The organism is Luteibacter sp. CQ10 (assembly GCF_040900725.1).
Classification (GTDB): Bacteria; Pseudomonadota; Gammaproteobacteria; order Xanthomonadales; family Rhodanobacteraceae; genus Luteibacter.
In genome coordinates, this window is the sequence record NZ_JAEUYM010000004.1 from 91,542 (window position 1) to 112,137 (window position 20,596).

The 20,596-nt window shown below is 65.7% G+C and carries 16 protein-coding genes and 4 tRNA genes; 5 read left to right on the forward strand and 15 right to left on the reverse strand.

Annotated elements, in window-relative coordinates; all coding sequences use genetic code 11:
- Window positions 1-4 precede the first annotated feature (4 nt).
- From rpoB to JNG39_RS16335, 13 genes are all read right to left on the reverse strand, one after another.
- Window positions 5-4,177 (reverse strand): DNA-directed RNA polymerase subunit beta, encoded by a 4,173-nt coding sequence (gene rpoB / locus JNG39_RS16275; protein WP_368312942.1) that lies wholly within the window; start codon window positions 4,175-4,177, stop codon window positions 5-7.
- Window positions 4,178-4,412: 235 nt separating this feature from the next.
- Window positions 4,413-4,784 (reverse strand): 50S ribosomal protein L7/L12, encoded by a 372-nt coding sequence (gene rplL / locus JNG39_RS16280; protein ID WP_144917075.1) that lies wholly within the window; start codon window positions 4,782-4,784, stop codon window positions 4,413-4,415.
- 47 nt (window positions 4,785-4,831) lie between these two features.
- Window positions 4,832-5,356 (reverse strand): 50S ribosomal protein L10, encoded by a 525-nt coding sequence (gene rplJ / locus JNG39_RS16285; RefSeq protein ID WP_247369611.1) that lies wholly within the window; start codon window positions 5,354-5,356, stop codon window positions 4,832-4,834.
- 347 nt (window positions 5,357-5,703) lie between these two features.
- Window positions 5,704-6,411, reverse strand: a complete 708-nt coding sequence (rplA, locus tag JNG39_RS16290) for a 50S ribosomal protein L1 (protein WP_247369614.1) — start codon at window positions 6,409-6,411, stop codon at window positions 5,704-5,706.
- A 3-nt stretch (window positions 6,412-6,414) separates the two neighbouring features.
- Window positions 6,415-6,843 (reverse strand): 50S ribosomal protein L11, encoded by a 429-nt coding sequence (rplK, locus tag JNG39_RS16295; RefSeq protein WP_247369617.1) that lies wholly within the window; start codon window positions 6,841-6,843, stop codon window positions 6,415-6,417.
- Between the two features lie 190 nt (window positions 6,844-7,033).
- Window positions 7,034-7,594, reverse strand: coding sequence for a transcription termination/antitermination protein NusG (gene nusG, locus JNG39_RS16300; RefSeq protein WP_144917078.1), 561 nt, complete (start codon window positions 7,592-7,594; stop codon window positions 7,034-7,036).
- An 8-nt stretch (window positions 7,595-7,602) separates the two neighbouring features.
- Window positions 7,603-8,001 (reverse strand): preprotein translocase subunit SecE, encoded by a 399-nt coding sequence (secE, locus tag JNG39_RS16305; protein WP_144917079.1) that lies wholly within the window; start codon window positions 7,999-8,001, stop codon window positions 7,603-7,605.
- A 13-nt stretch (window positions 8,002-8,014) separates the two neighbouring features.
- A tRNA-Trp gene (locus tag JNG39_RS16310) sits at window positions 8,015-8,090 on the reverse strand.
- A gap of 90 nt (window positions 8,091-8,180) precedes the next feature.
- Window positions 8,181-9,371, reverse strand: a complete 1,191-nt coding sequence (tuf, locus tag JNG39_RS16315; RefSeq protein ID WP_247369619.1) for an elongation factor Tu — start codon at window positions 9,369-9,371, stop codon at window positions 8,181-8,183.
- A 63-nt stretch (window positions 9,372-9,434) separates the two neighbouring features.
- Window positions 9,435-9,510, reverse strand: a tRNA-Thr gene (locus JNG39_RS16320).
- A gap of 26 nt (window positions 9,511-9,536) precedes the next feature.
- A tRNA-Gly gene (locus JNG39_RS16325) sits at window positions 9,537-9,610 on the reverse strand.
- 18 nt (window positions 9,611-9,628) lie between these two features.
- Window positions 9,629-9,714 (reverse strand) — tRNA-Tyr (locus JNG39_RS16330).
- Window positions 9,715-9,889: 175 nt separating this feature from the next.
- The gene (locus JNG39_RS16335; RefSeq protein ID WP_368312944.1) at window positions 9,890-10,375 is read right to left on the reverse strand and encodes an acyl-CoA thioesterase; all 486 of its coding nucleotides are present in this window, start codon (window positions 10,373-10,375) and stop codon (window positions 9,890-9,892) included.
- 101 nt (window positions 10,376-10,476) lie between these two features.
- On the opposite strand from JNG39_RS16335, the gene JNG39_RS16340 reads away from it, so the two are divergent.
- The 3 genes from JNG39_RS16340 to JNG39_RS16350 are packed head-to-tail and all read left to right on the forward strand — an operon-like array spanning window position 10,477 to window position 13,176.
- Window positions 10,477-12,390: a SpoIIE family protein phosphatase gene (locus JNG39_RS16340; protein ID WP_368312945.1), complete on the forward strand. Its 1,914-nt coding sequence runs from the start codon at window positions 10,477-10,479 to the stop codon at window positions 12,388-12,390.
- A complete protein-coding gene (locus JNG39_RS16345; RefSeq protein ID WP_368312946.1) occupies window positions 12,371-12,796 on the forward strand; it encodes an ATP-binding protein in 426 nt (141 codons plus the stop codon). The genes JNG39_RS16340 and JNG39_RS16345 overlap by 20 nt, the downstream gene beginning before the upstream one ends.
- On the forward strand, window positions 12,793-13,176 hold the full coding sequence (locus JNG39_RS16350; protein ID WP_368312947.1) for an STAS domain-containing protein: 384 nt from the start codon (window positions 12,793-12,795) through the stop codon (window positions 13,174-13,176). Before JNG39_RS16345 ends, JNG39_RS16350 begins: the two co-directional genes overlap by 4 nt.
- Here JNG39_RS16350 and JNG39_RS16355 read toward each other — a convergent pair.
- Together JNG39_RS16355 and JNG39_RS16360 are read right to left on the reverse strand one after the other, a co-directional pair.
- The gene (locus tag JNG39_RS16355) at window positions 13,173-13,640 is read right to left on the reverse strand and encodes a MarR family winged helix-turn-helix transcriptional regulator (protein ID WP_247369629.1); all 468 of its coding nucleotides are present in this window, start codon (window positions 13,638-13,640) and stop codon (window positions 13,173-13,175) included. The genes JNG39_RS16350 and JNG39_RS16355 overlap by 4 nt on opposite strands.
- Window positions 13,641-13,889: 249 nt before the next feature.
- Window positions 13,890-19,112: a putative Ig domain-containing protein gene (locus tag JNG39_RS16360; RefSeq protein WP_368312949.1), complete on the reverse strand. Its 5,223-nt coding sequence runs from the start codon at window positions 19,110-19,112 to the stop codon at window positions 13,890-13,892.
- Between the two features lie 373 nt (window positions 19,113-19,485).
- Between JNG39_RS16360 and JNG39_RS16365 the strand changes: the two genes are divergently transcribed.
- Both JNG39_RS16365 and JNG39_RS16370 read left to right on the forward strand, forming a co-directional pair.
- Window positions 19,486-20,010 (forward strand): phage tail protein, encoded by a 525-nt coding sequence (locus JNG39_RS16365; protein WP_368312950.1) that lies wholly within the window; start codon window positions 19,486-19,488, stop codon window positions 20,008-20,010.
- Window positions 20,011-20,020: 10 nt separating this feature from the next.
- Entirely contained in the window at window positions 20,021-20,569 is a 549-nt protein-coding gene (locus tag JNG39_RS16370; RefSeq protein ID WP_247369649.1) for a phage tail protein, read from the forward strand.
- Window positions 20,570-20,596 lie beyond the last annotated feature (27 nt).

The following is a 20,596-nucleotide window of genomic DNA, read 5'->3' on the forward strand; positions in this document are numbered from 1 at the left end:
ACGATCACTTGTTGATCTCTTCCAGCTCGATGTCGATCGCGAGCGAGCGGATTTCCTTCACGAGCACATTGAAGGATTCCGGCATGCCCGCCGCCATCTCGTGGTTGCCGTCGACAATGTTCTTGTACATCTGGTTGCGGCCCTGCACATCGTCGGACTTGACGGTGAGCATTTCCTGCAGCGTGTAGGCGGCGCCGTAGGCCTCGAGTGCCCAGACCTCCATTTCGCCGAAGCGCTGGCCACCGAACTGCGCCTTACCGCCCAGCGGCTGCTGGGTGACGAGCGAGTACGGACCGGTCGAACGCGCGTGCATCTTGTCGTCGACCAGGTGGTTCAGCTTCAGCATGTGCATGTAGCCGACGGTGACCGGGCGATCGAACGCCTCGCCGGTACGGCCGTCGAAGAGGATGGTCTGACCGGACTCGGGCAGGCCCGCGAGCTTCAGCATGTGCTTGATCTCGTGTTCCTCGGCACCGTCGAACACCGGGGTGGCCATCGGCACGCCATCGCGCAGGTTATCGGCGAGGTTCATGATCTCGCCGTCGTTCATCGAGGCCAGGTCGACGTGACGCACGGCGCCTTCGGCACCGGCGTTGCCGTGGTTGTAGACCTCGTTGAGGAACTCGCGCAGCTTGGCCGGCTTCTCCTGCGCCTCGAGCATCGCGTCGATCTTGTGGCCCAGGCCCTTCGCCGCCCAACCGAGGTGGACTTCGAGAATCTGGCCGATGTTCATACGCGACGGCACGCCCAGCGGGTTCAGCACGATGTCGACCGGACGGCCGTCGGCGGAGAACGGCATGTCTTCCACCGGCACGATCATCGACACGACACCCTTGTTGCCGTGACGACCCGCCATCTTGTCGCCCGGCTGGATGCGGCGCTTCACGGCGAGGTAGACCTTGACCATCTTGAGCACGCCCGGGGCGAGATCGTCACCCTGAGTGATCTTGCCCTGCTTCTCCTTGAAGCGCTTGTCGAAGTTCTCCTTGTGGCGCTTGACCTGCTCGGCCGCGCGCTCGAGGAACTCGGAGACTTCCTCTTCCTTGACGTTGATCTTGAACCAGTCGTCCTTCTTCAGGCCGTCGAGGTAGGCATCGTCGATGACGGTGCCGCGCTTGAGGCCGGCCGGACCGCTCATCGCGCTCTTGCCGACGAGCTGCGTGCGCATGCGGGCGTAGATCGCGCCCTCGAGGATACGGAACTGGTCGTCGAGATCCTTGCGGATCCGCTTGAGTTCGGTCTCTTCGATCTGCTTGGCGCGCTTGTCCTTCTCGATGCCGTCGCGGGTGAAGACCTGCACGTCGATGACGTTGCCGTCCATGCCCGGCGGCACGCGCAGCGAGCTGTCCTTCACGTCGGAGGCCTTCTCGCCGAAGATCGCGCGGAGCAACTTTTCTTCCGGCGTGAGCTGGCTTTCGCCCTTCGGCGTGACCTTGCCCACGAGGATGTCGCCGGCCTTCACCTCGGCACCGATGTAGACGATGCCGGACTCGTCGAGACGGGCCAGGGCCTGCTCGCCGACGTTCGGGATGTCCGCGGTGATTTCCTCGGCGCCCAGCTTCGTGTCACGGGCGATGCAGGTGAGCTCCTCGATGTGGATCGAGGTGTAGCGGTCTTCCTGCACGACGCGCTCGGAGATGAGGATCGAGTCTTCGAAGTTGTAGCCGTTCCACGGCATGAACGCCACGAGCATGTTCTGGCCGAGCGCGAGCTCGCCGAGGTCGGTCGAGGAACCGTCCGCCAGCGTGTCGCCCACCGCCACCACGTCGCCCACGTTCACCAGCGGACGCTGGTTGAGGTTGGTGTTCTGGTTGGAACGGGTGTACTTGGTCAGCGTGTAGATATCGACGCCGGCATCGTCGTCGCCCACTTCGGCTTCGTTGACGCGCACGACGATACGGGCGGCATCGACCTGGTCGATGACGCCGCCACGGCGGGCGGACACGGTGACGCCCGAGTCGCGAGCCACGGCGCGCTCGATGCCCGTGCCGACCAGCGGCTTCTGGCTGCGCAGCGTGGGAACGGCCTGGCGCTGCATGTTCGCGCCCATGAGCGCGCGGTTCGCGTCGTCGTGCTCGAGGAACGGCACGAGCGCCGCCGCGACCGACACCGTCTGCATGGGCGAGACGTCCATGTAGTTGATTTCGGCCGACGGGCGCAGCTCCGACTCGCCACGGAAGCGGCAGGAGACGAAGTCTTCGAGGAAGCGACCGTCCTTCGACAGCGGCGAGTTCGCCTGCGCGATGACGTGGTCGCCCTCCTCGATGGCGGACAGGTAATCGACCTTGTCGGTCACCTTGCCGTTCTCGACCTTGCGGTACGGCGTCTCGAGGAAGCCGTAGGTGTTGGTGCGGGCGTACACGGCGAGCGAGTTGATCAGGCCGATGTTCGGGCCTTCCGGCGTTTCGATGGTGCAGACGCGGCCGTAATGGGTCGGGTGCACGTCGCGCACTTCGAAGCCGGCGCGTTCACGGGTGAGGCCGCCCGGTCCGAGCGCCGAGACGCGGCGCTTGTGGGTCACCTCGGACAGCGGGTTGTTCTGGTCCATGAACTGCGAGAGCTGCGACGAACCGAAGAACTCCTTCACCGCCGCCGCGACCGGCTTGGCGTTGATGAGTTCCTGCGGGGTCAGGCCCTCGGATTCGGCCAGCGACAGGCGCTCGCGCACCGCGCGCTCGACGCGGACGAGACCGATGCGGAAGGTGTTCTCCGCCATTTCGCCGACCGAACGCACGCGACGGTTGCCCAGGTGGTCGATGTCGTCGACCGTGCCGGTGCCGTTGCGGATGTCGATGAGCACGCGCAGCACGTCGAGGACGTCCGACGTCTCACCCAGCTCGCCGAGCAGGCGCTGGCATTCTTCTTCCTTGCGCTCGCTGAAGTACTTGTGGTCGTAAAGCACGCCCGGACCGACGATGTCCTTGCGGCCCACGCGACGGTTGAACTTCATGCGGCCGACGGCCGAGAGGTCGTAGCGGTCGAAGGTGAAGAACAGGTTGAAGAACAGGTTCTGCGCGGCGTCCTTGGTCGGCGGCTCGCCCGGGCGCATCATGCGGTAGATTTCGACCAGGGCCTCGAGCTGCGTGCGCGTGCTGTCGATGCGCAGCGTGTTCGAGATGTACGCGCCGCGGTCGAGGTCGTTCACGTAGAGCGTGGGCACCGTCTCGATGCCACCCTTGCGGAAGCGCTCGAGATGGTCGGCGGTGAGCTCGTCGTTGGCCGCGGCGATGATCTCGCCGGTGTCCTTGTCGACCATGTCGATCGCGACGATGCGGCCGACCGGGTAGTCGTCGGGCACCTCGAGCGTGGCGATCTTCTCGTTGGCCAGCTGGCGGACGTGGCGCGCCGTGATGCGCTTGCCGGCCTCGACCAGCACCTTGCCGTCGACCACGAGGTCGAAGCTCAGGGTTTCACCACGCAGGCGCTCGGCGACGAGGTCGAGCGTGACGCCGCCCTTCTTGCCGAGGTGGAACACGTTGTGCTCGAAGAAGATGCTGAGCATCTCTTCGTTGTTGTAGCCGAGCGCGCGCAGCAGCACCGTCACCGGCAGCTTGCGGCGACGGTCGATACGGGTGAACAGGGCGTCCTTCGGGTCGAACTCGAAGTCGAGCCACGAGCCACGGTAAGGAATGACGCGGGCCGAGAACAGCAGCTTGCCCGAGCTGTGCGTCTTGCCGCGGTCGTGGTCGAAGAACACGCCCGGCGAACGGTGCAGCTGCGAGACGATGACGCGCTCGGTGCCGTTGATGATGAAGGTGCCGGTCTCGGTCATGAGCGGGATCTCGCCCATGTAGACCTCCTGCTCCTTCACGTACTTCACGGCCTTCTTCGAGGCCGGGCTGTCCTTGTCGTAAATGACCAGGCGCACGGTGGCGCGCAGCGGCGCACCGAAGGTCATGCCGCGGTTGCGGCACTCGCGCTCGTCGAACGGCGGCTCGCCCAGGCGATAGTCGACGTATTCGAGGGCGGCGTTGCCGGAGTAGCTGGCGATCGGGAACACCGACTTCAGCGCGGCATGGAGACCTTTCTCCTCGCGCGCCTTGGCGTTCACGTTTTCCTGCAGGAATTCCTTGTACGAGTCGGTCTGGATCGTCAGCAGGTTGGGCACGCCCAGCACGGGGGGCCGCTTGCCGAAATCCTTACGGATGCGCTTCTTCTCGGTAAACGAGTAGGTCATGGTGGTTACCGCCTCGGTCTCAGTAGTGCCGTCGTTCATCGCGACGGCTTAAGGTGAATCGAAAATCGGAGATCGGGATTCGAACCGCGGAGCCCGTGCCGGCGCTCTCGAATCGCGATGTCCCATGTCCGACAGGGTGGAACGGGTGGAGCTCTTGGAACGGGCAAAGCCCGGGGGCTCTCGCCCCCAGGCTTGCCTTGACGCTAAATCGAACAGCAGGCGCGCAAGGCGCCGATTACTTGAGTTCGACCGTGGCGCCGGCGGCTTCCAGATCCTTCTTGAACTTGGCCGCGTCTTCCTTCGAAGCGGCTTCCTTCACGACGCCACCGGCCTCGGTGAGGTCCTTGGCTTCCTTCAGGCCCAGGCCGGTGATGGCGCGGACGGCCTTGATCACGTCGACCTTCTTGTCGCCGGCGGACTTCAGGATCACGTCGAACTCGGTCTGCTCTTCAGCAGCGGCAGCGGCCGGACCGGCAGCGGCAACGGCAACCGGGGCGGCAGCCGAGACGCCGAAGGTGTCTTCGATCGACTTCACCAGTTCCATGATTTCCGTCAGGGACTTGGCCTTGATGGCTTCAACGATCTGTTCGGTGGTCAGGGTGGACATTGTTTCTTACCTTTGAAATGGGTTTCGATGAGAAAAAGTCAACGAGATCAGGCTTCGGCCGGGGCTTCGGCGGCGACTTCGCCACCACCCTGCTTGTCCGCCACGGCCTTGATGGCGCGGGCGAACATCGTGACCGGCTCGGCCAGCACGCGGGCCAGCATGGCCAGGGCCTCTTCGCGGGTCGGCAGCGAGGCCAGCACGTCGACGTGCTTGGCGTCGAACAGCTTGCCCTCGATGGAGACGACCTTCGGCTTGAGCTTGTCGTTGGTCTTCGCGAATTCCTTGATCAGGCGGCCAGCGGCGCCCGGTTCCTCGGTCGAGAACGCATACAGCAGCGGACCGGTCAGGGCGTCGGAGACGACCTCGAACTCGGTGCCGGCCACGGCGCGTGCGGCGAGCGTGTTCTTCACAACCTTGAGGAACACACCCGATTCGCGCGCCTTCTTGCGCATCTCGGTCATCTGGGAGACCGTGGTGCCCGCGTATTCGGCGGCGACCAAGGAGTGAGCCTTCGCGGCGACTTCTGCCAGCTCGGCGACTACTTCTTGCTTCTGGGACAGATTGAGAGCCATTGCACTCCTCCAATTTGAACTCCGCTCGCGACTCCTGCCGCTTGCGGTCCTGGGCGACATCCTCCGTGACGTCGGGGACGGGAAACCGTCCCGGGTGGTGGCCTTTCCAGATTCGAAACGAATACCAGAAGGGGCTGCACCATCTACGCAGGCCGGATCCGTGGAGGCATCCGATTAAGCGATCCCGCTCTCGACGACGGCGTGTCCGTGCCAACACGAGCTCCCTGCTCGTCGCCGTCGCGCGCTGATCGCGCCTGCGGTCTTTGACGGCTGCCGCGGTGTTTCAACCGCGGCCGCCCTCAAAAACGCGCCCACGCCGGCGAACCGGCGCGGGTCGTTCAAACGTCTTACTTGGCCGAGGTGGTCACGGTCGAGGTATCGACCGGCACGCCCACGCCCATGGTGCTCGACAGCGCCACCTTCTGGATGTACTGACCCTTGGCGGCCGCCGGCTTGGCCTTGAGCAGGTCGCCGAGCAGCGCGTTGAGGTTGTCGGCGAGCTGCGAGGCATCGAAGCTGGCCTTGCCGATGGTGGCGTGGATGATGCCGCCCTTGTCGTTGCGGAACTTGACCTGACCGGCCTTGGCGTTCTTCACGGCGGTGGCGACGTCGGCGGTGACCGAGCCGTCCTTCGGGTTCGGCATCAGGCCACGGGGACCGAGCACCTGGCCGAGCTTACCGACGACGCGCATGGCGTCCGGCGTGGCGATGACGCGACCGTAGTCGAGATCACCGGCCTGCATCTTCTCGGCGAGGTCGTCCATGCCGACGGCGTCGGCACCGGCGGCGAGGGCCGCATCGGCCTTCTCACCCGGCGGCACGAACACGGCGACCTTGATGGTCTTGCCGGTGCCGTGCGGCAGCAGCGAGGAACCACGGACACCCTGGTCGGACTTCTTGGCGTCGATACCGAGGCGGACGGCGACGTCCACGGATTCGGCGAACTTGGCCTTGGCGTTGTCCTTGACGATCTTCAGCGCTTCGTCGAGCGCGTAGGTCTTGCCCGGCTGGACGGCGGCCGCGGCGGCCTTCATACGCTTGGTGAGCTTTGCCATGTCTTAACCCTCCACCACCAGACCCATGGAACGCGCGCTGCCGGCGATGGTACGCACGGCGGCATCGAGATCGGCAGCCGTGAGATCCGGCTCCTTCTGCTTCGCGATGTCCTCGAGCTGGGCGCGGGTGACCTTGCCCACCTTGTCGGTGTTCGGCTTCTGCGAGCCCTTGGCCACGCCCGTGATCTTCTTGAGGAGGATCGAGGCCGGCGGGGTCTTCGTGATGAAGGTGAAGGTACGGTCGGAGTAGGCGGTGATCACGACCGGGATCGGCAGACCCGGCTCGAGCTTCTGCGTAGCGGCGTTGAAGGCCTTGCAGAACTCCATGATGTTCAGACCGCGCTGACCGAGCGCCGGACCGACCGGCGGCGACGGATTGGCCTGACCGGCCTTTACCTGCAACTTGATGTAACCAATGACTTTCTTTGCCATTTTACATTCCTCGCGAGTGCTGGCGCCTTGCGGCTCCTCGCTGTAGACCATCCCTGGGGGTGATGGGTATCGCTCTTGCGACCCCTGAAACACGGACACGCCGGAGCACAAAGCTCCAGCGTGGACCGGGCATTATAGGCAGTCGGCCCGGGTTAAGCAAACCCCGTGCCGATAAGGCGTGATGAGCGCCTCAGGCCTTCTCGACCTGGCCGAACTCGAGTTCGACCGGGGTGGAACGACCGAAAATGAGCACCGCGACGCGGAGGCGGCTCTTTTCGTAGTTGACCTCTTCGACCACGCCGTTGAAGTCGTTGAACGGACCATCGGTGACGCGAACCATCTCGCCCGGCTCGAAGAGCACCTTGGGGCGGGGCTTTTCGACACCTTCGCGCACGCGGCTCAGGATGTTGTCGGCCTCGCTATCGCGAATGGGATGCGGACGGTCGGCAGTGCCGCCGATGAAACCCATGACCTTCGGGGTTTCCTTGACCAGATGCCAGCATTCGTCGTCGATACGCGGCGTCTTGCCGCTGGTATCGGTTTCGATCTGGACGAGAACGTAGCCAGGGAAGAACTTGCGCTCACTACGGCGCTTCTGGCCGCCGCGCATTTCGATGACTTCCTCGGTCGGAACCAGGATCTCACCGAATTTCTCTTCCATACCCTCGCGCTTGACGCGCTCTTCGAGGGCCTTGCGAACCTGCTGCTCGAACCCCGAATAGGCGTGAACGACGTACCAGCGTTTGCTCATGCCTTACCTCAATGTCCGAGCTTGAGCAGCCAATCGAGCACGATCGTCTTCAACAACCAGTCGATCAAGCCCATCAGCAGCGAAAGAATGATGACGACCACGATGATGATACCCGTGGTCTTCAGCGTTTCGTCGCGCGTCGGCCAGACGACCTTGCGCAACTCGAACTGCGACTCGGCGACGAAGCCGCGCAGTTTACGGCCCGGGACCGTGAAGGAACCGATCGCCAGGGCGGCGACAACGGCGACGATCACCCCGATCACGCGCACGAACGACGGCACGGACGGGTTATCGGAGAAATAGTAGAAGCCGGCGATACCGGCGGCGAGCACGACCAGCGCAAGCGCCAGCTTGCCGATATCGGCCGGGCCCACACCCTTGGCTGCTTCTTGTGCCTTCGTGTTCATGCGCGCTCAGGAGTGGCACGCCAGGAGGGACTCGAACCCCCAACCTGCGGTTTTGGAGACCGCTGCTCTGCCAATTGAGCTACTGGCGTACAAGTGAAACGGTTAAACCGCAAGGGCGGACGATGCACCATCGACCGCCCCGCGACAGGGCGCCGACCCCAAGGGGCCAGCGTCACATCTTACTTGATGATCTTCGACACCACGCCGGCGCCGACGGTACGGCCGCCTTCGCGAATGGCGAAGCGCAGACCTTCGTCCATGGCGATCGGGAAGCCCAGCTCGACCGTGATCTTCACGTTGTCGCCCGGCATCACCATCTCGGTGCCTTCCGGCAACTTGATGGAACCCGTCACGTCCGTGGTACGGAAGTAGAACTGCGGACGGTAGTTGCTGAAGAACGGGGTGTGGCGACCGCCTTCGTCCTTCGAAAGCACGTAGATCTCGCCTTCGAAGTTCGTGTGCGGGGTGACCGAACCCGGCTTGGCCAGCACCTGGCCACGCTCGACGTCTTCACGCTTCAGGCCGCGGACCAGCACGCCGACGTTGTCACCGGCCTGACCCTGGTCGAGCAGCTTGCGGAACATTTCGACGCCGGTCACCGTGGTGCTCTGCGTATCGCGCAGACCCACGACTTCGGCCGCGTCGCCGACCTTGATCACGCCGCGCTCGACGCGACCCGTGACCACCGTGCCGCGACCCGAGATCGAGAACACGTCTTCGACCGGCAGCAGGAACGGCTTGTCGATTTCGCGCTGCGGCTCCGGGATCCAGGTGTCGAGCGCATCGACCAGCTTGATGATGGCCGGCACGCCGATGTCGGACTGGTCGCCGTCGAGGGCGAGACGGGCCGAACCCGAGATGATCGGGGTGTCGTCGCCCGGAAACTCGTACTTCGAGAGCAGCTCGCGGACTTCCATCTCGACGAGCTCGAGAAGCTCGGCGTCGTCGACCATGTCGGCCTTGTTCAGGAACACCACGATGTACGGCACGCCGACCTGACGCGAGAGCAGGATGTGCTCACGGGTCTGCGGCATCGGGCCGTCGGCGGCCGAGCACACCAGGATCGCGCCGTCCATCTGGGCGGCACCGGTGATCATGTTCTTGACGTAGTCGGCGTGACCCGGGCAATCGACGTGGCCGTAGTGACGGGTCGGCGATTCGTATTCGACGTGGGCGGTCGAGATCGTGATGCCACGAGCCTTCTCTTCCGGCGCGGCGTCGATCGAGCCGTAATCCTTGAATTCGCCACCGAAACGCTCGGCGCCGACCTTGGTCAGGGCAGCCGTCAGCGTGGTCTTGCCGTGATCGACGTGGCCGATGGTGCCGACGTTGACGTGCGGCTTGGTGCGTTCGAACTTACCCTTTGCCATGAGCGCTAAACTCCGCTGGAGCCAATGAGATAGTGAAAAAGGAACCGTCGCGGACGACGAAGATGGTGCTCATGACTGGAATCGAACCAGCGACCTCTTCCTTACCAAGGAAGTGCTCTACCGACTGAGCTACATGAGCACGAAACGCAGCGCGTGCAAGAACAATGGAGCGGGAGACGGGAATCGAACCCGCACAATCAGCTTGGAAGGCTGAAGTTCTACCATTGAACTACTCCCGCACTACGCGGAACTCGTACTGGTGGAGGAAGGTGGATTCGAACCACCGAAGGCGTAAGCCAGCAGATTTACAGTCTGCCCCCGTTGGCCGCTTGGGTATTCCTCCAACAAAGAACGCCTATTGTCGCGAGCGCCCCGGATACTGTCAACATCTTCCGCACGTTCGAATCACGCCGGGGATGCTTCCGGGAGCCCTGGACAACCCCACCGATACGGGTGGTCGGCGGGTGGGCCGCGAAGTGTACAGGGGCGTTAGCTGCATGTGAAGCGAAAAACGCCGCTCAGGCCTCGCGGGTGGCCTTCACGAGCGGCTCCATCGCCCGGGACATCTCCATGAGCTTCAGGGCGTATTCCTGCAGCTTGATATCCCTCGCCTCCACCGGCGTCCAGGGCGGCACCGGCGTGGGCTTGCCGCCATCGGCCTTGTCCATGGCCACGAAGACCATCACGCAGCTGGTCGCCAGGCGCTGCTCGCCGCTGCGCAGGTCGCGGGCGAGGATGTCGACGGCCAGATGCATGCTCGAGGTGCCGGTGTGGATGAGGCGGGCGCGCACCGTGACCAGGTCGCCGATGAGGATCGGGGCCAGGAACTGGATGCCGCTGACCGACACCGTGACGCAATAGGCCCCGCTCCAGCCCACGGCGCAGGCGTAGCCGGCCTGGTCGAGCCATTTCATGGCCATCCCTCCGTGAACCTTGCCGCCGAAATTGACGTCGGTGGGCTGGGCCAGAAAACGGAATTCGACTTCGCGCTGGGTACCGGACATGGTGCGGCCTTGCTGGGAAATGGCCATTATGCGGGCGACGCGCTTGTGACGTCGCTTCCGTCAGCATAGATTTTTCCCCATACCCCACCGGAGCCTTTGCGATGGTCCTGCGCAGTGTCGCCTCGCGGCTCGCCCTGGGAGTACTCGCCGGCTCGGCGATCGTGCTGATCGTGACCGGCGGCCTGATGCTTTCGCACACCCGGGAGCAGATGCTCGAACAGACCCGCCACGAAGCGGCCGCCATCGCCGCCTCCGCGTCGGCGCGCATCCAGGGCCGCATCGACGGCGTGGCGCGCGTGGCCCGGGTACTCGCCGGACAGCTCGGCACCCGACGGGACCAAGCGGCCGCGCTGTTGCACGACGCCCTCGCGGTGAATCCGGAGATCGTCGCGATCGGCAGCGCGTTCATTCCCCGGGATACCGGCGCCCCGAAAGACGACGACGCCCCGGTGGCGAGACGGTCGCCGGGTGGCCGCATCGCCATGGAAAGCCACCGGGCCGATCCCGCCCCCTACTGGACGGCCCCGTGGTTCGTGCGCGGCCTCAACTGCGACGCCGGGTGCTGGCAGCCGCCGTTCCATACGGCGACGCGACCGGACACCCAGGTGGGCTACACCATCGCCATTCCCGGCAGGTCGGTCCCCGTGCAAGGCGTGGTCGAAGCCACCATCAGCCTCGAGTGGCTTCAGGCCCTGCTGGGCTCGCTGGACAAGCCGGCCCATGCCTCCGCGTTCGTGCTCGACAGCGATGGCGAGTTCCTGGCCCACGACTGGCTGTCCTACGTCGGCACGCGGGGCAGCCGGCCCCTGCTCTCGGCCGTGGCCCAGGGCCGCACCCCCGTGCGCATCACGCCGCAGGAGGGCGGCCGGGTCAGCGAGCCGGTCTGGGTGTATTTCGTGCCGATCCAGGGCACCCGCTGGACCATCGGCCTGACCATGCCCGAACGCGAGGTGCTCGCCGACCTTCGCCGAACCTACCTCGTGGACCTCGTGCTCGGCATGCTCGCGCTGATCGGGGTGTCGCTGATCGCCTTGACCATGACCCGGCGCCTGATGGCGCCGCTCACGGTGCTGGCCGACCGGGCGGAAAACGTCTCCCGTGGCGACCTCGATTTCGTCCTGCCCGACGTGCGCCGCGACGACGAAGTGGGCCGGCTCACCCGCGCCTTCGACCAGATGCGGCACCAGCTCTCCGGGCACATCGATTCGGCCAAGCGCGCAGCGCGGGAACAGGAGCGCATCGCCAGCGAACTGGAGATCGCCCGCCAGATCCAGCTCGCCCTGCTTCCCGCCCCGCACTGGCTGGATGGCGACGGCCGCATCGAGCTGCACGCCACCCTGCGCCCCGCCTCGGCCGTGGGTGGCGACTTCTACACCTATTTCGCCCTGGGCGCCCAGCATGTCTGCGTCATGGTGGGCGATGTCTCCGACAAAGGCATCCCGGCGGCGCTGTTCATGGCTCGCACCGTGACCCTCGCCCGCACCCTGGCCACCCATGCCCGCTCGCCGAGCGACATCCTCGAGGCCCTCAACCGGGAATTGTGCAAGGGAAACGACACCTGCATGTTCGTGACCCTGCTCTGCGGCGTGGTGGAAACCGGCACGGGACTGCTCACCCTGGCCAGCGCCGGCCATGAGCAGCCGGTGCTGCATGCCGGCGGCGGCGCCTTGCCGGTGGACGTGGAAACCGGCCCCGCCCTCGGCCTCGATCCCGAAGCGAGGTACCCTGTACGGGTACTCTCGTTACTGGGGGGCGATACCTTGCTCATGTACACCGACGGCGTCAGCGAAGCGCACGCGGGAAACCAGCGGCTCTTCGGGACGGACGCCTTGCTCGAAAGCGTGTCGCGCGTCGATGGCGACGCCACGCCGGAAACCTACGTCGAGCGCGTGCTGCACGACGTGGACGCCTACGTCGAGGGCGCCGCTGCCTACGACGACATCGCGTTGCTTGCGCTCACCTGGCACGAAGGCCGCACGGAAGGAGTCCGGATCGATGCGATTGCGCATTCCTAATCGGCTGGAGGACGTCTTCGTCGCCCTGGAGCAGGCCGCCGGTCACCTGGACCGCCACCACATCGACGAGGCCTGCCGTGCCGACGTGCGGTTGGTGCTGGAAGAGCTGCTGGTCAACATCGTCCGCCACGGCTATCCCGACGGGCGCGACGGCGAAATACGGATTTCCATCGACGTGCATCGCGATCACGTGCAGTTGAAGCTGGAAGACGACGCCCAGCCTTTCGATGCGCGCGCACACGAGCTTCCGGACCTGGCCGGAGACATCGCCGACCGCGAGATCGGCGGCCTCGGCCTGCACCTGATCCACAACATCGCCGACGCCCTGGAATATACCCGCCACGGCAACCGCAACATCACCGTCGCCCGCTTCTGCCCCACCCTCCCCGACGAGTCCTCTCCATGACCCTCATCGTCCGCAGCGACAGTCCCACCCCCGAGCGGAGCACCGTCTGGCTCGAAGGGCGCCTCGATGCCGAGACCTTCGCCAGCTTCGACGAGACCATGCGCGACATCACGCCCTTGGTGGACAACGGCGGCACCCTGGTGCTCGACCTGTCCGCGCTCGACTACATCAGCAGCGCGGGATTGCGCAGCCTCGCCGTGCTGCGCAAGCAGATGCGCGATCGCAACGGCCGCACGCTGCTGCTCAATCCGCCGCCGCAGGTGAGGAAGGTGTTCGAGATCGTGAAGGCGGTACCGGTGGCCGAAGTGTTCGCCAGCGTCGCCGAGCTGGACCAGTACCTGGACCACATCCAGAAACAACTGACCCCGCCGCGCGACTAACCCTCGTTGTTGGCGATAAGGCCCGAGCGAAGCGTTTCCAGTTGGGCCTTGAGGCCCACCAACTGGTCGACCTCGCACCCCGTGGCGCAGAAGACGTCCATGGGGACATGGCTCGCTTCGTCGCGCAGCGCCCTGCCCTTGTCGGTCAACGTGACGATCACCTGGCGCTCGTCGCGCGTACCCCGCGTGCGCTGCACGAGACCGGCCGCCTGCAGGCGCTTGAGCAACGGCGTGAGGGTGGCCGAATCCAGGAACAACCGCTCGCCCAGGTCGGACACCGTCATGCCGTCGCCCTCCCACAGCACGAGCATCACCAGGTATTGCGGATAGGTGAGGTCGAGCTTCGCCAGCAACTGGCGGTAGAGCTTGCCCATCGCCAGGTTCGCCGAGTACAGGGCGAAGCACAACTGCCCGTCGAGGGTGCGGGGCGCTTCGAGGCCGGGCGGGAGGGCTTTCTTGCTCATGAAAGCAATGTAGGGACGTCGATATTGCTTTGCAAGCGATTCAATTGCGCTTTTTGGTATCGGGCCGTGCGCCTCGCGAAAACCGGGCTCAAGGCGCTGGGTTCCCGCCTGCGCGGGAACGACGAGCTGCGAGCGTCACCGTTGCGCGCATCGACCTTCACGTCGCTCCTGCGCAGGCGGTTTTCGCGATGCCCCACAAAGAAGCCCCGGCATTCGCCGGGGCTTTTCGTTTCATGCCTTAGCCATCCGTCACGGCCCGAACTTCTTCTCCACGCCCAGCAAGATCGACTGGTTGTCGCGGCTCGTGTTGTCCAGCTGGTTCTGGTACTCCGCGCGCAGCATCCACCCGCCGTTGGTCTGAAGCACGATGCCCGCGCCCAGCAAGGTGTGGTTGCGCGACTGCCGGTACAGCGTGGCGCGGTACAGCGGACCGTCGAGCATATCGGCGTAGCGGATGGCGGCCTGGCTGGAGCCCTGCATGTCGTGGCCGAACTCGGCGCGTAGCTGGGGAGCCCAGATACCATAGTCGCGCTTGGCCGACCACTGAGCCAACACACCCACCGTCGCCGTGGTGGTCTTCACCGTCTGGCCGCGATAGTCGAGTGCGTAAACGTCGTCGCCGTGTTCGGTGAAGGCATCCAGGCGCGCACGGGCCACGTCGAGCCGGCCGTAGGGCGTGAACTGCATGTCGTCGCCCACATGGTTGTATCCGGCCGACATCGATGCGAACCACTGCTTGCCGTCGCGGCTGCCGGTCACCCGGTTGCCATCGGCGGTGACGAAGCGATGCGAATCGAACGACAGCCACTGATAACCGGCCAGTGCATCGATGTAGAACGACGCGGTCGGACGATAGCTGCCGTAGAGCGCCACGTTGTAGCTGTCCACCGCGCTGCGGCTGCCGTTGTTGCCGACGTCGCTGTTGTCGTGGCCGTAGCCGACGCCCGCTCCGATCGCGAGCTTGTCGCTGAACTGCTTGTCGACGCCGAAGCTCAGGCCCGAAGTGGTGAAGTCGGTGCCGTTGTCGCTGCCGCCGACCTGGCTCTTGCCGAAGTTGACCGCGCCCCCCGTCCACACCGAGACGTCGCCCGGCAGGGTGCCGTGCTGCGACGTGGCATTAGCCGTGGAAGCGGCCGAATCGGCATCCGGCTGCACCAAGTAACGGCGACTGGCTTCGTCATGCGCACTGCGCAGGTCGGCATACGCATCCTTGCCGCGGCTCGAGCCCGCCGAAGCGATCGTGATGCCGTTGGTGAAACCGTTGGCACCGCCGCTGTGCAGCATCTCCAGACGACGCTGGAAGTTGCTGATCTGCCCCACCGCCATGCGGCGGGTAGCGTCCGCCTGTGCCGAGAGCACGCCGAGCACTTCCGGATCCTTCGACGGATCGGGACGCGGCGTAACCGTCACGGTGACGTAACCCGGCGCCGAGGTGGCGTAGGCGTTGCGCAGCGTATAGGCGATCTGCACCGTGCCGCCCGTGAAGCTGGGCGCGGCGTTGAACACCAGCGTATAGCCATCCGCCGCGCTTTCGATGCGGGTCGCACCGGCATGGGCCGGCGACACCGACACCACGTCGGCGCCGGTGAACGGGCCGCCCCGCGCACCGGCGGAGAGATTCACCCGCACATCGCGCCCCTGCAGCGCGGTGGCGGATACCGGCGGAGCGACCGGCAGCGGATTGACGGTGACCGTGACCTGGGCCGGCTGCGATGCGCCGAAAGCGTTGCTCAACGTGTAGGTGAAGGTGATGTCGCCCGAGGCGTCCTCCGCGGGCGTGTAGACGAGATCGGTGCCCTGCACCTGCACCTTACCGCTCGACGGCGCATCGACGACGGCCGTCGCGGTGAATGGACCGTTGGCCGCTCCCTCGGCAGCATGGATCGTCACCGGCTTTCCGGCAAGCACGGTAGCCTTGTGCGTCGTTACCGTGGGCACCACGCCGGGAGACACCGTCACGGTCACGGTCGCCGCATTCGACGTACCTCCCGGACCGGTGCCGGTGTACTTGAAGGTGTCGGTGCCGAAGAAGTCGTGCGCCGGCGTGTACACCGCGTTGAGGCCGTTGACCGTGGCCGTGCCGTGCGCAGGCTGCTGACTCACGGCGATGCTCGTGATCGGACCGCCGGTGTCGTTGGTCGTGACCGGCACGCTCACGTTACCGTTCGCACCCACCGTGGCGGCGTCGTCGACCGCGACAGGCGTCGCATCGCCGACCGTGACGGTGTAGGCCTGATCGCCCGTCTCGCCGAAGCTGTCGGTCGCCCTGATCGTTATCGGGAACGAACCCGCGCCGGTCGGCGTGCCGCTGAGGACGCCCCCCGACGACAACGTCAGACCGGCCGGGAGCGTGCCCGAGGCTACCGCATAGGCGTACGGCGCGATGCCACTGGAGGCGGCGATGGTGGTGGCCGGATAGGCGGCGCCGACCTTGCCGACCGGCAACGAGGCGGGAGTGAAGGTGAGCGCGGGGGTGATGACGGTGAAGGAGTAACCCTTCGAGTCGGTCTGACTCGCCTGGTCGGTGACGGTCACCTGGATCGAATACGAACCCGACTGCGTGGGCGTTCCCGAGATCGTTCCGTTGTTGAAGGTCAGGCCGTTGGGCAGCGCACCGCTCTGCGTGAAGGTATACGGCTGCGCACCACCGGCCGCCACGATGGTCTGCGCGTAGGCCACGCCGCGGGTGGGTGCGGGAAGCGATGCGGTGGTGATCGTCACCGCGCCGCCCGGCACGAGGATCGTGAACGACCGGTCGACCGCGGGAGCGACCTCGTACGCGACGGAGCCCGCCTGGCTCGCGCGGACCGTGCACGTGCCCGGCGCGATGCCCTGGATCTGCGTCGCGGACTTCATCTCGCAGACGTTCGTCGTCTGGCTTGCGAACGACACGGTGAGCCCGGACGTCGACGTGGCATGCAGGTCGACGAGTTCGCCGAAGTTCCTCGAACCCGGATCGTCGAACGTGATGGCCTGCCCGGCCATCGGCGTCACCGTGTTGCTCGTGCCCGAGTCGGGACCGGCACCCGCGGAACCCGTGGTGGCCGACACGGTGAAGTTGTACGGCCGCCCCAGGGTAAGACCCGTGACCGTGGCGCTCGTCGCGCCCGCTCCGACCGAGGCCGTGATGCCGTCCGGATGCGACGTCACCGTGTAGCCGGTGATCGTCGACCCGCCACTATCGGCCGGGGCCGAGAACGATACGCTGGCCGTACCGGTGACCTGCCCCGCCGCGACCGGCGTCGTCGTCGCTTGCCCGATGACGGGCGCGCCGGGCGCGATGGCGTTGACCGCGAACGTCCTCGTGACGGGCGCCGCCGCTTCGTACGGGCCACTGGCACCCAGGCTGGCCGTGATCGAACACGCCGGATCGGCCTTGACGAACGTCAGCGTGCCGCCGGACGTGATCGTGCAGACCTGTGGGGTCGTCGAGGAGAACGTCGGCTGGCGCCCCGATGCCGCCGACGCCGTCAGCGTGGGCGTGGTGCCGAAGTTCTGCGCGCCGGGGGGCGGGAACGTGATCGTGTCGGTGATCATCGGCGTCACCGCCGCCGAGGCATCGGACGCATCGCCGGTCAGGCCCGCCTGGTTCCGGGCGGTGACGGTGAAGCGGTAGCTCGTGCCGCGAGCGAGTCCGGCAACGGTGATCGGACTGCCCGCGCCGGACTGGGTGAAACCACCCTGGTCCGACGTGACGACGTATTCGGCAATGGGCGAGCCGCCGTTTTCCGCCGGCGCCGAGAACGACACCACGGCCGACGCGGGATCCGACGCGGCGCCGGAGGCGGCCGTCGCCGAGACGCCGGTGGGCTTGCCCGGCGCGATCGCAGCGATCATGATCGAGTAATTCCCGTCGCCGGTGAAACCCTGCCCGTCGGTGGCGGTGACGGTGAAGTTGAACGGTCCGCCGACAGCCGTCGTCGGCGTACCCGAGAGGACACCGCCCGCACCTAGCGCCAGGCCCGGTGGCAGGTTGCCGGTGGCTGAGAACGTGTACGAACCCGTTCCCCCGGATGCGGTAAACGTCTGCGAATACGGCTGGTGGTAGGTGCCGTTCGCCACGCTGGCCGGCGCCACCGTGATCGTCGGCCGCGCGGCGATCTGCAACGTGTAGTTCTGCGTGGCCGTCGCCGGCGTATTGTTGTTGTTCGGCGTGCTGTCCTTGACGATGACCGAGACCGGAAAGTCGCCCGACTGCGTCGGCGTGCCGCTGAAGGTGCCGGCGGATCCATCGAACGTCATGCCGCTCGGCAACGTGCCGCTCAGCGTATACGTGTAGGGCGCGACGCCGCCCGTGGTCGTCACCGTGGTGGTGGTGTAGGCACGGGTTGCCACGCCCGCGGGGAGACTGGTTGGCGCGATCGTCAGGCTGGGCGTGGCGACGGTGACGGTGAACGTCTTGTCGGCCGTTTGAGAGGCCGCATCGGCAAGGTGCACGGCGATGTCGTAGACGCCCGCCGAGGTGGGCGTACCCGAGATCGTGCCGTCACCGGCGATGACGATGCCCGGCGGTGCGCCACTGGTGATCGTGTAGGTATACGGCGGAGTTCCACCCGTGGCTTGCACCTGCTGGGAGGTGGGCTGGCCGTAGGCCATCGCGTTCAGGCTGGTGGTCGAGATCGACAACGGCGGCGCCGAAATCACCACGGTGTACGACGCGATACCGGAGATACCGTTGACGTCGGTGGCACGTACGGTGAAATTGAAGGTATTCGCCGTCGTGGGCGTGCCGCTGAGCACGCCGCCCGGAGACAACGACAGACCATTGGGCAACGAACCCGCGCTGACGGAAAAGGCGTAGGGACCGGCGCCGCCGGTGGCGGAGAGGGTCGTCGACGTGTAGCCCACACCGCGCGTGCCGTTGGGCACCGTCGTGGGCTGCAGCGTGATCTGCGGCTCCGCGACGTTGACGCTGAAAGACTGCTGGGCGGTGTGCGAGGCGGAATCCGTCACGCGCACGGTGAAGCTCGCGGTGCCGGTCTGGACGGTCGTGCCGGAAAGGAGGCCGCCGCTCGACAAGGTAATGCCTGGGGGCAAGGCACCGCTGGAGATCGAAAACGTCAGCGGCGCGGTACCGCCGGTGGCTTGCACCTGCTGCGAGTAGGAAACGTTGTACGTGGGCGATGGCACGCTGGTCGTCGTAATCGTCAACGACGCGGCGCCGATGGTCACCACGAAGTTCACCGGAACGCCCTGTCCATCGGTAACGGTAAAGCTGTCGGAGGTCGCGCCGTCGCCGTTGTTTACGTAAGGCATCCCGAACGGGTTGGTGTCGGTGCCTCCGTTCGGATCGACGGTACCGTGCTGCGGCGGCGTGATGACTTGCGAAAACCCGCCCGTCGAGTCGGCGCAGTTGAAGAACACCGTCCCTCCGCTCGGAACTTGCGCGGTCTGCGTGCCGGAACAATCGGCCCATGCGTTGGACGCGACGCCGATCCATAGCAACAGCAACCATGCCAGCGCATGCGGCACACCCCTATTCCGGCGCAGCGCCTTCGCGCTACGTCCGTTCGACGACAACGGCAACATGTTTTTCCCCTGCAAGCCAGCGCGACGACTCCGACATCCGGATGACGCGATGCGCGCTGGCGTTTCTCCCCTGTGAGAAATCTTATCTTACCCCGGCGTTTTGCGCCGTCGTGTGAAAGCCGCTGATTACGTCAATTCGGCAATTCAACCGTCGTCCGCATCGGTTGGGGCATCGCTTCGCCGACGGGCTTCCATGCATCGACTGCGTTTCGACGCGTACGCCAAGGCGCAGCGAATCGGCACTTGAATTCATCTTGCCAAACCGGCAAGAGTCGGCCGCGCGTCACTCCAGCCCGCGCATCCATGGGGGAAAACGATGTCCGATCCATATCTCGGCCAGATCATGATGGCCGGCTTCAACTTCGCGCCGAGAGGGTACGCGCTCTGTAATGGGCAGACCTTGCCCATCGCGCAGAATTCGGCGTTGTTCGCCTTGCTCGGCGTCGCCTATGGCGGCAATGGAACCAGCAACTTCATGCTGCCGAACCTGCAGGGCCGCACGCCGGTCGGCCAGGGCCCGTTGCCGGGCGGCTCCAACTATCCCATCGGCCAATCCGCGGGCGTGGAGAACGTCGTGCTCACCGAACAGCAGATGCCGGCGCACAACCATTTCGTGATCGCCACGAACCAGGGCGCCACGATCAAGGCACCCGGCGGCAATTACTTCGCGAACAATCCCTCGGAGTTCATCTATGGGGATCCGGGCGGCCCCAAGGTGCCTCTTGCCGGAACCACCGTCGGCCCGAACGGCAGCGGTCAAGGCCACGCCAACATGCAGCCTTTCCGGACGATCAGCTTCGCCATCGCGCTGACCGGCGTGTTCCCTCCCCATCAGTCCTGACGGAATTTCCATGAGCGACCAATACGTAGGCGAGATTCGCCTTTTCGGTTTTCCGCGCATCCCGGACGGCTGGTTCGCGTGCGACGGCAGCCTGAAGTCGATCGCCCAGTACGAAGTTCTCTATGCGCTGCTGGGAACCACTTATGGCGGCGATGGGATCACGACCTTCGGCGTACCCGATCTTCGCGGACAAGTGCCGCTTCACCAGGGCAACGGCCTGGGCCTGACGCCGCGCCCCCTGGGCTCGACCGGCGGCACGCTGCAGGTGACGCTGACGTCGTCCCAGCTTCCCACCCATAGCCACCCGATGTACGCGGTCACCGCGAATGCGACGTCGGGCGCGCCGAACGGATTGATGACGGCCGCCATCGTCAACAACGCGCCGCCGCCGGCACCCGCCGACCAGTTCTACATCAACCCCGTCACGGTGCAGCCCGCGCCCATGAACGCCAACACCCTACAGGCCCAGGGCGGCAATCAGCCGCACGACAACATGATGCCGACGCTGGTGGCGAGCTTCTGCATCGCCTACCTCGGCGTCTTTCCGTCGCAGTCCTGACCCGACCCGATCATCAGAGAGAAATCG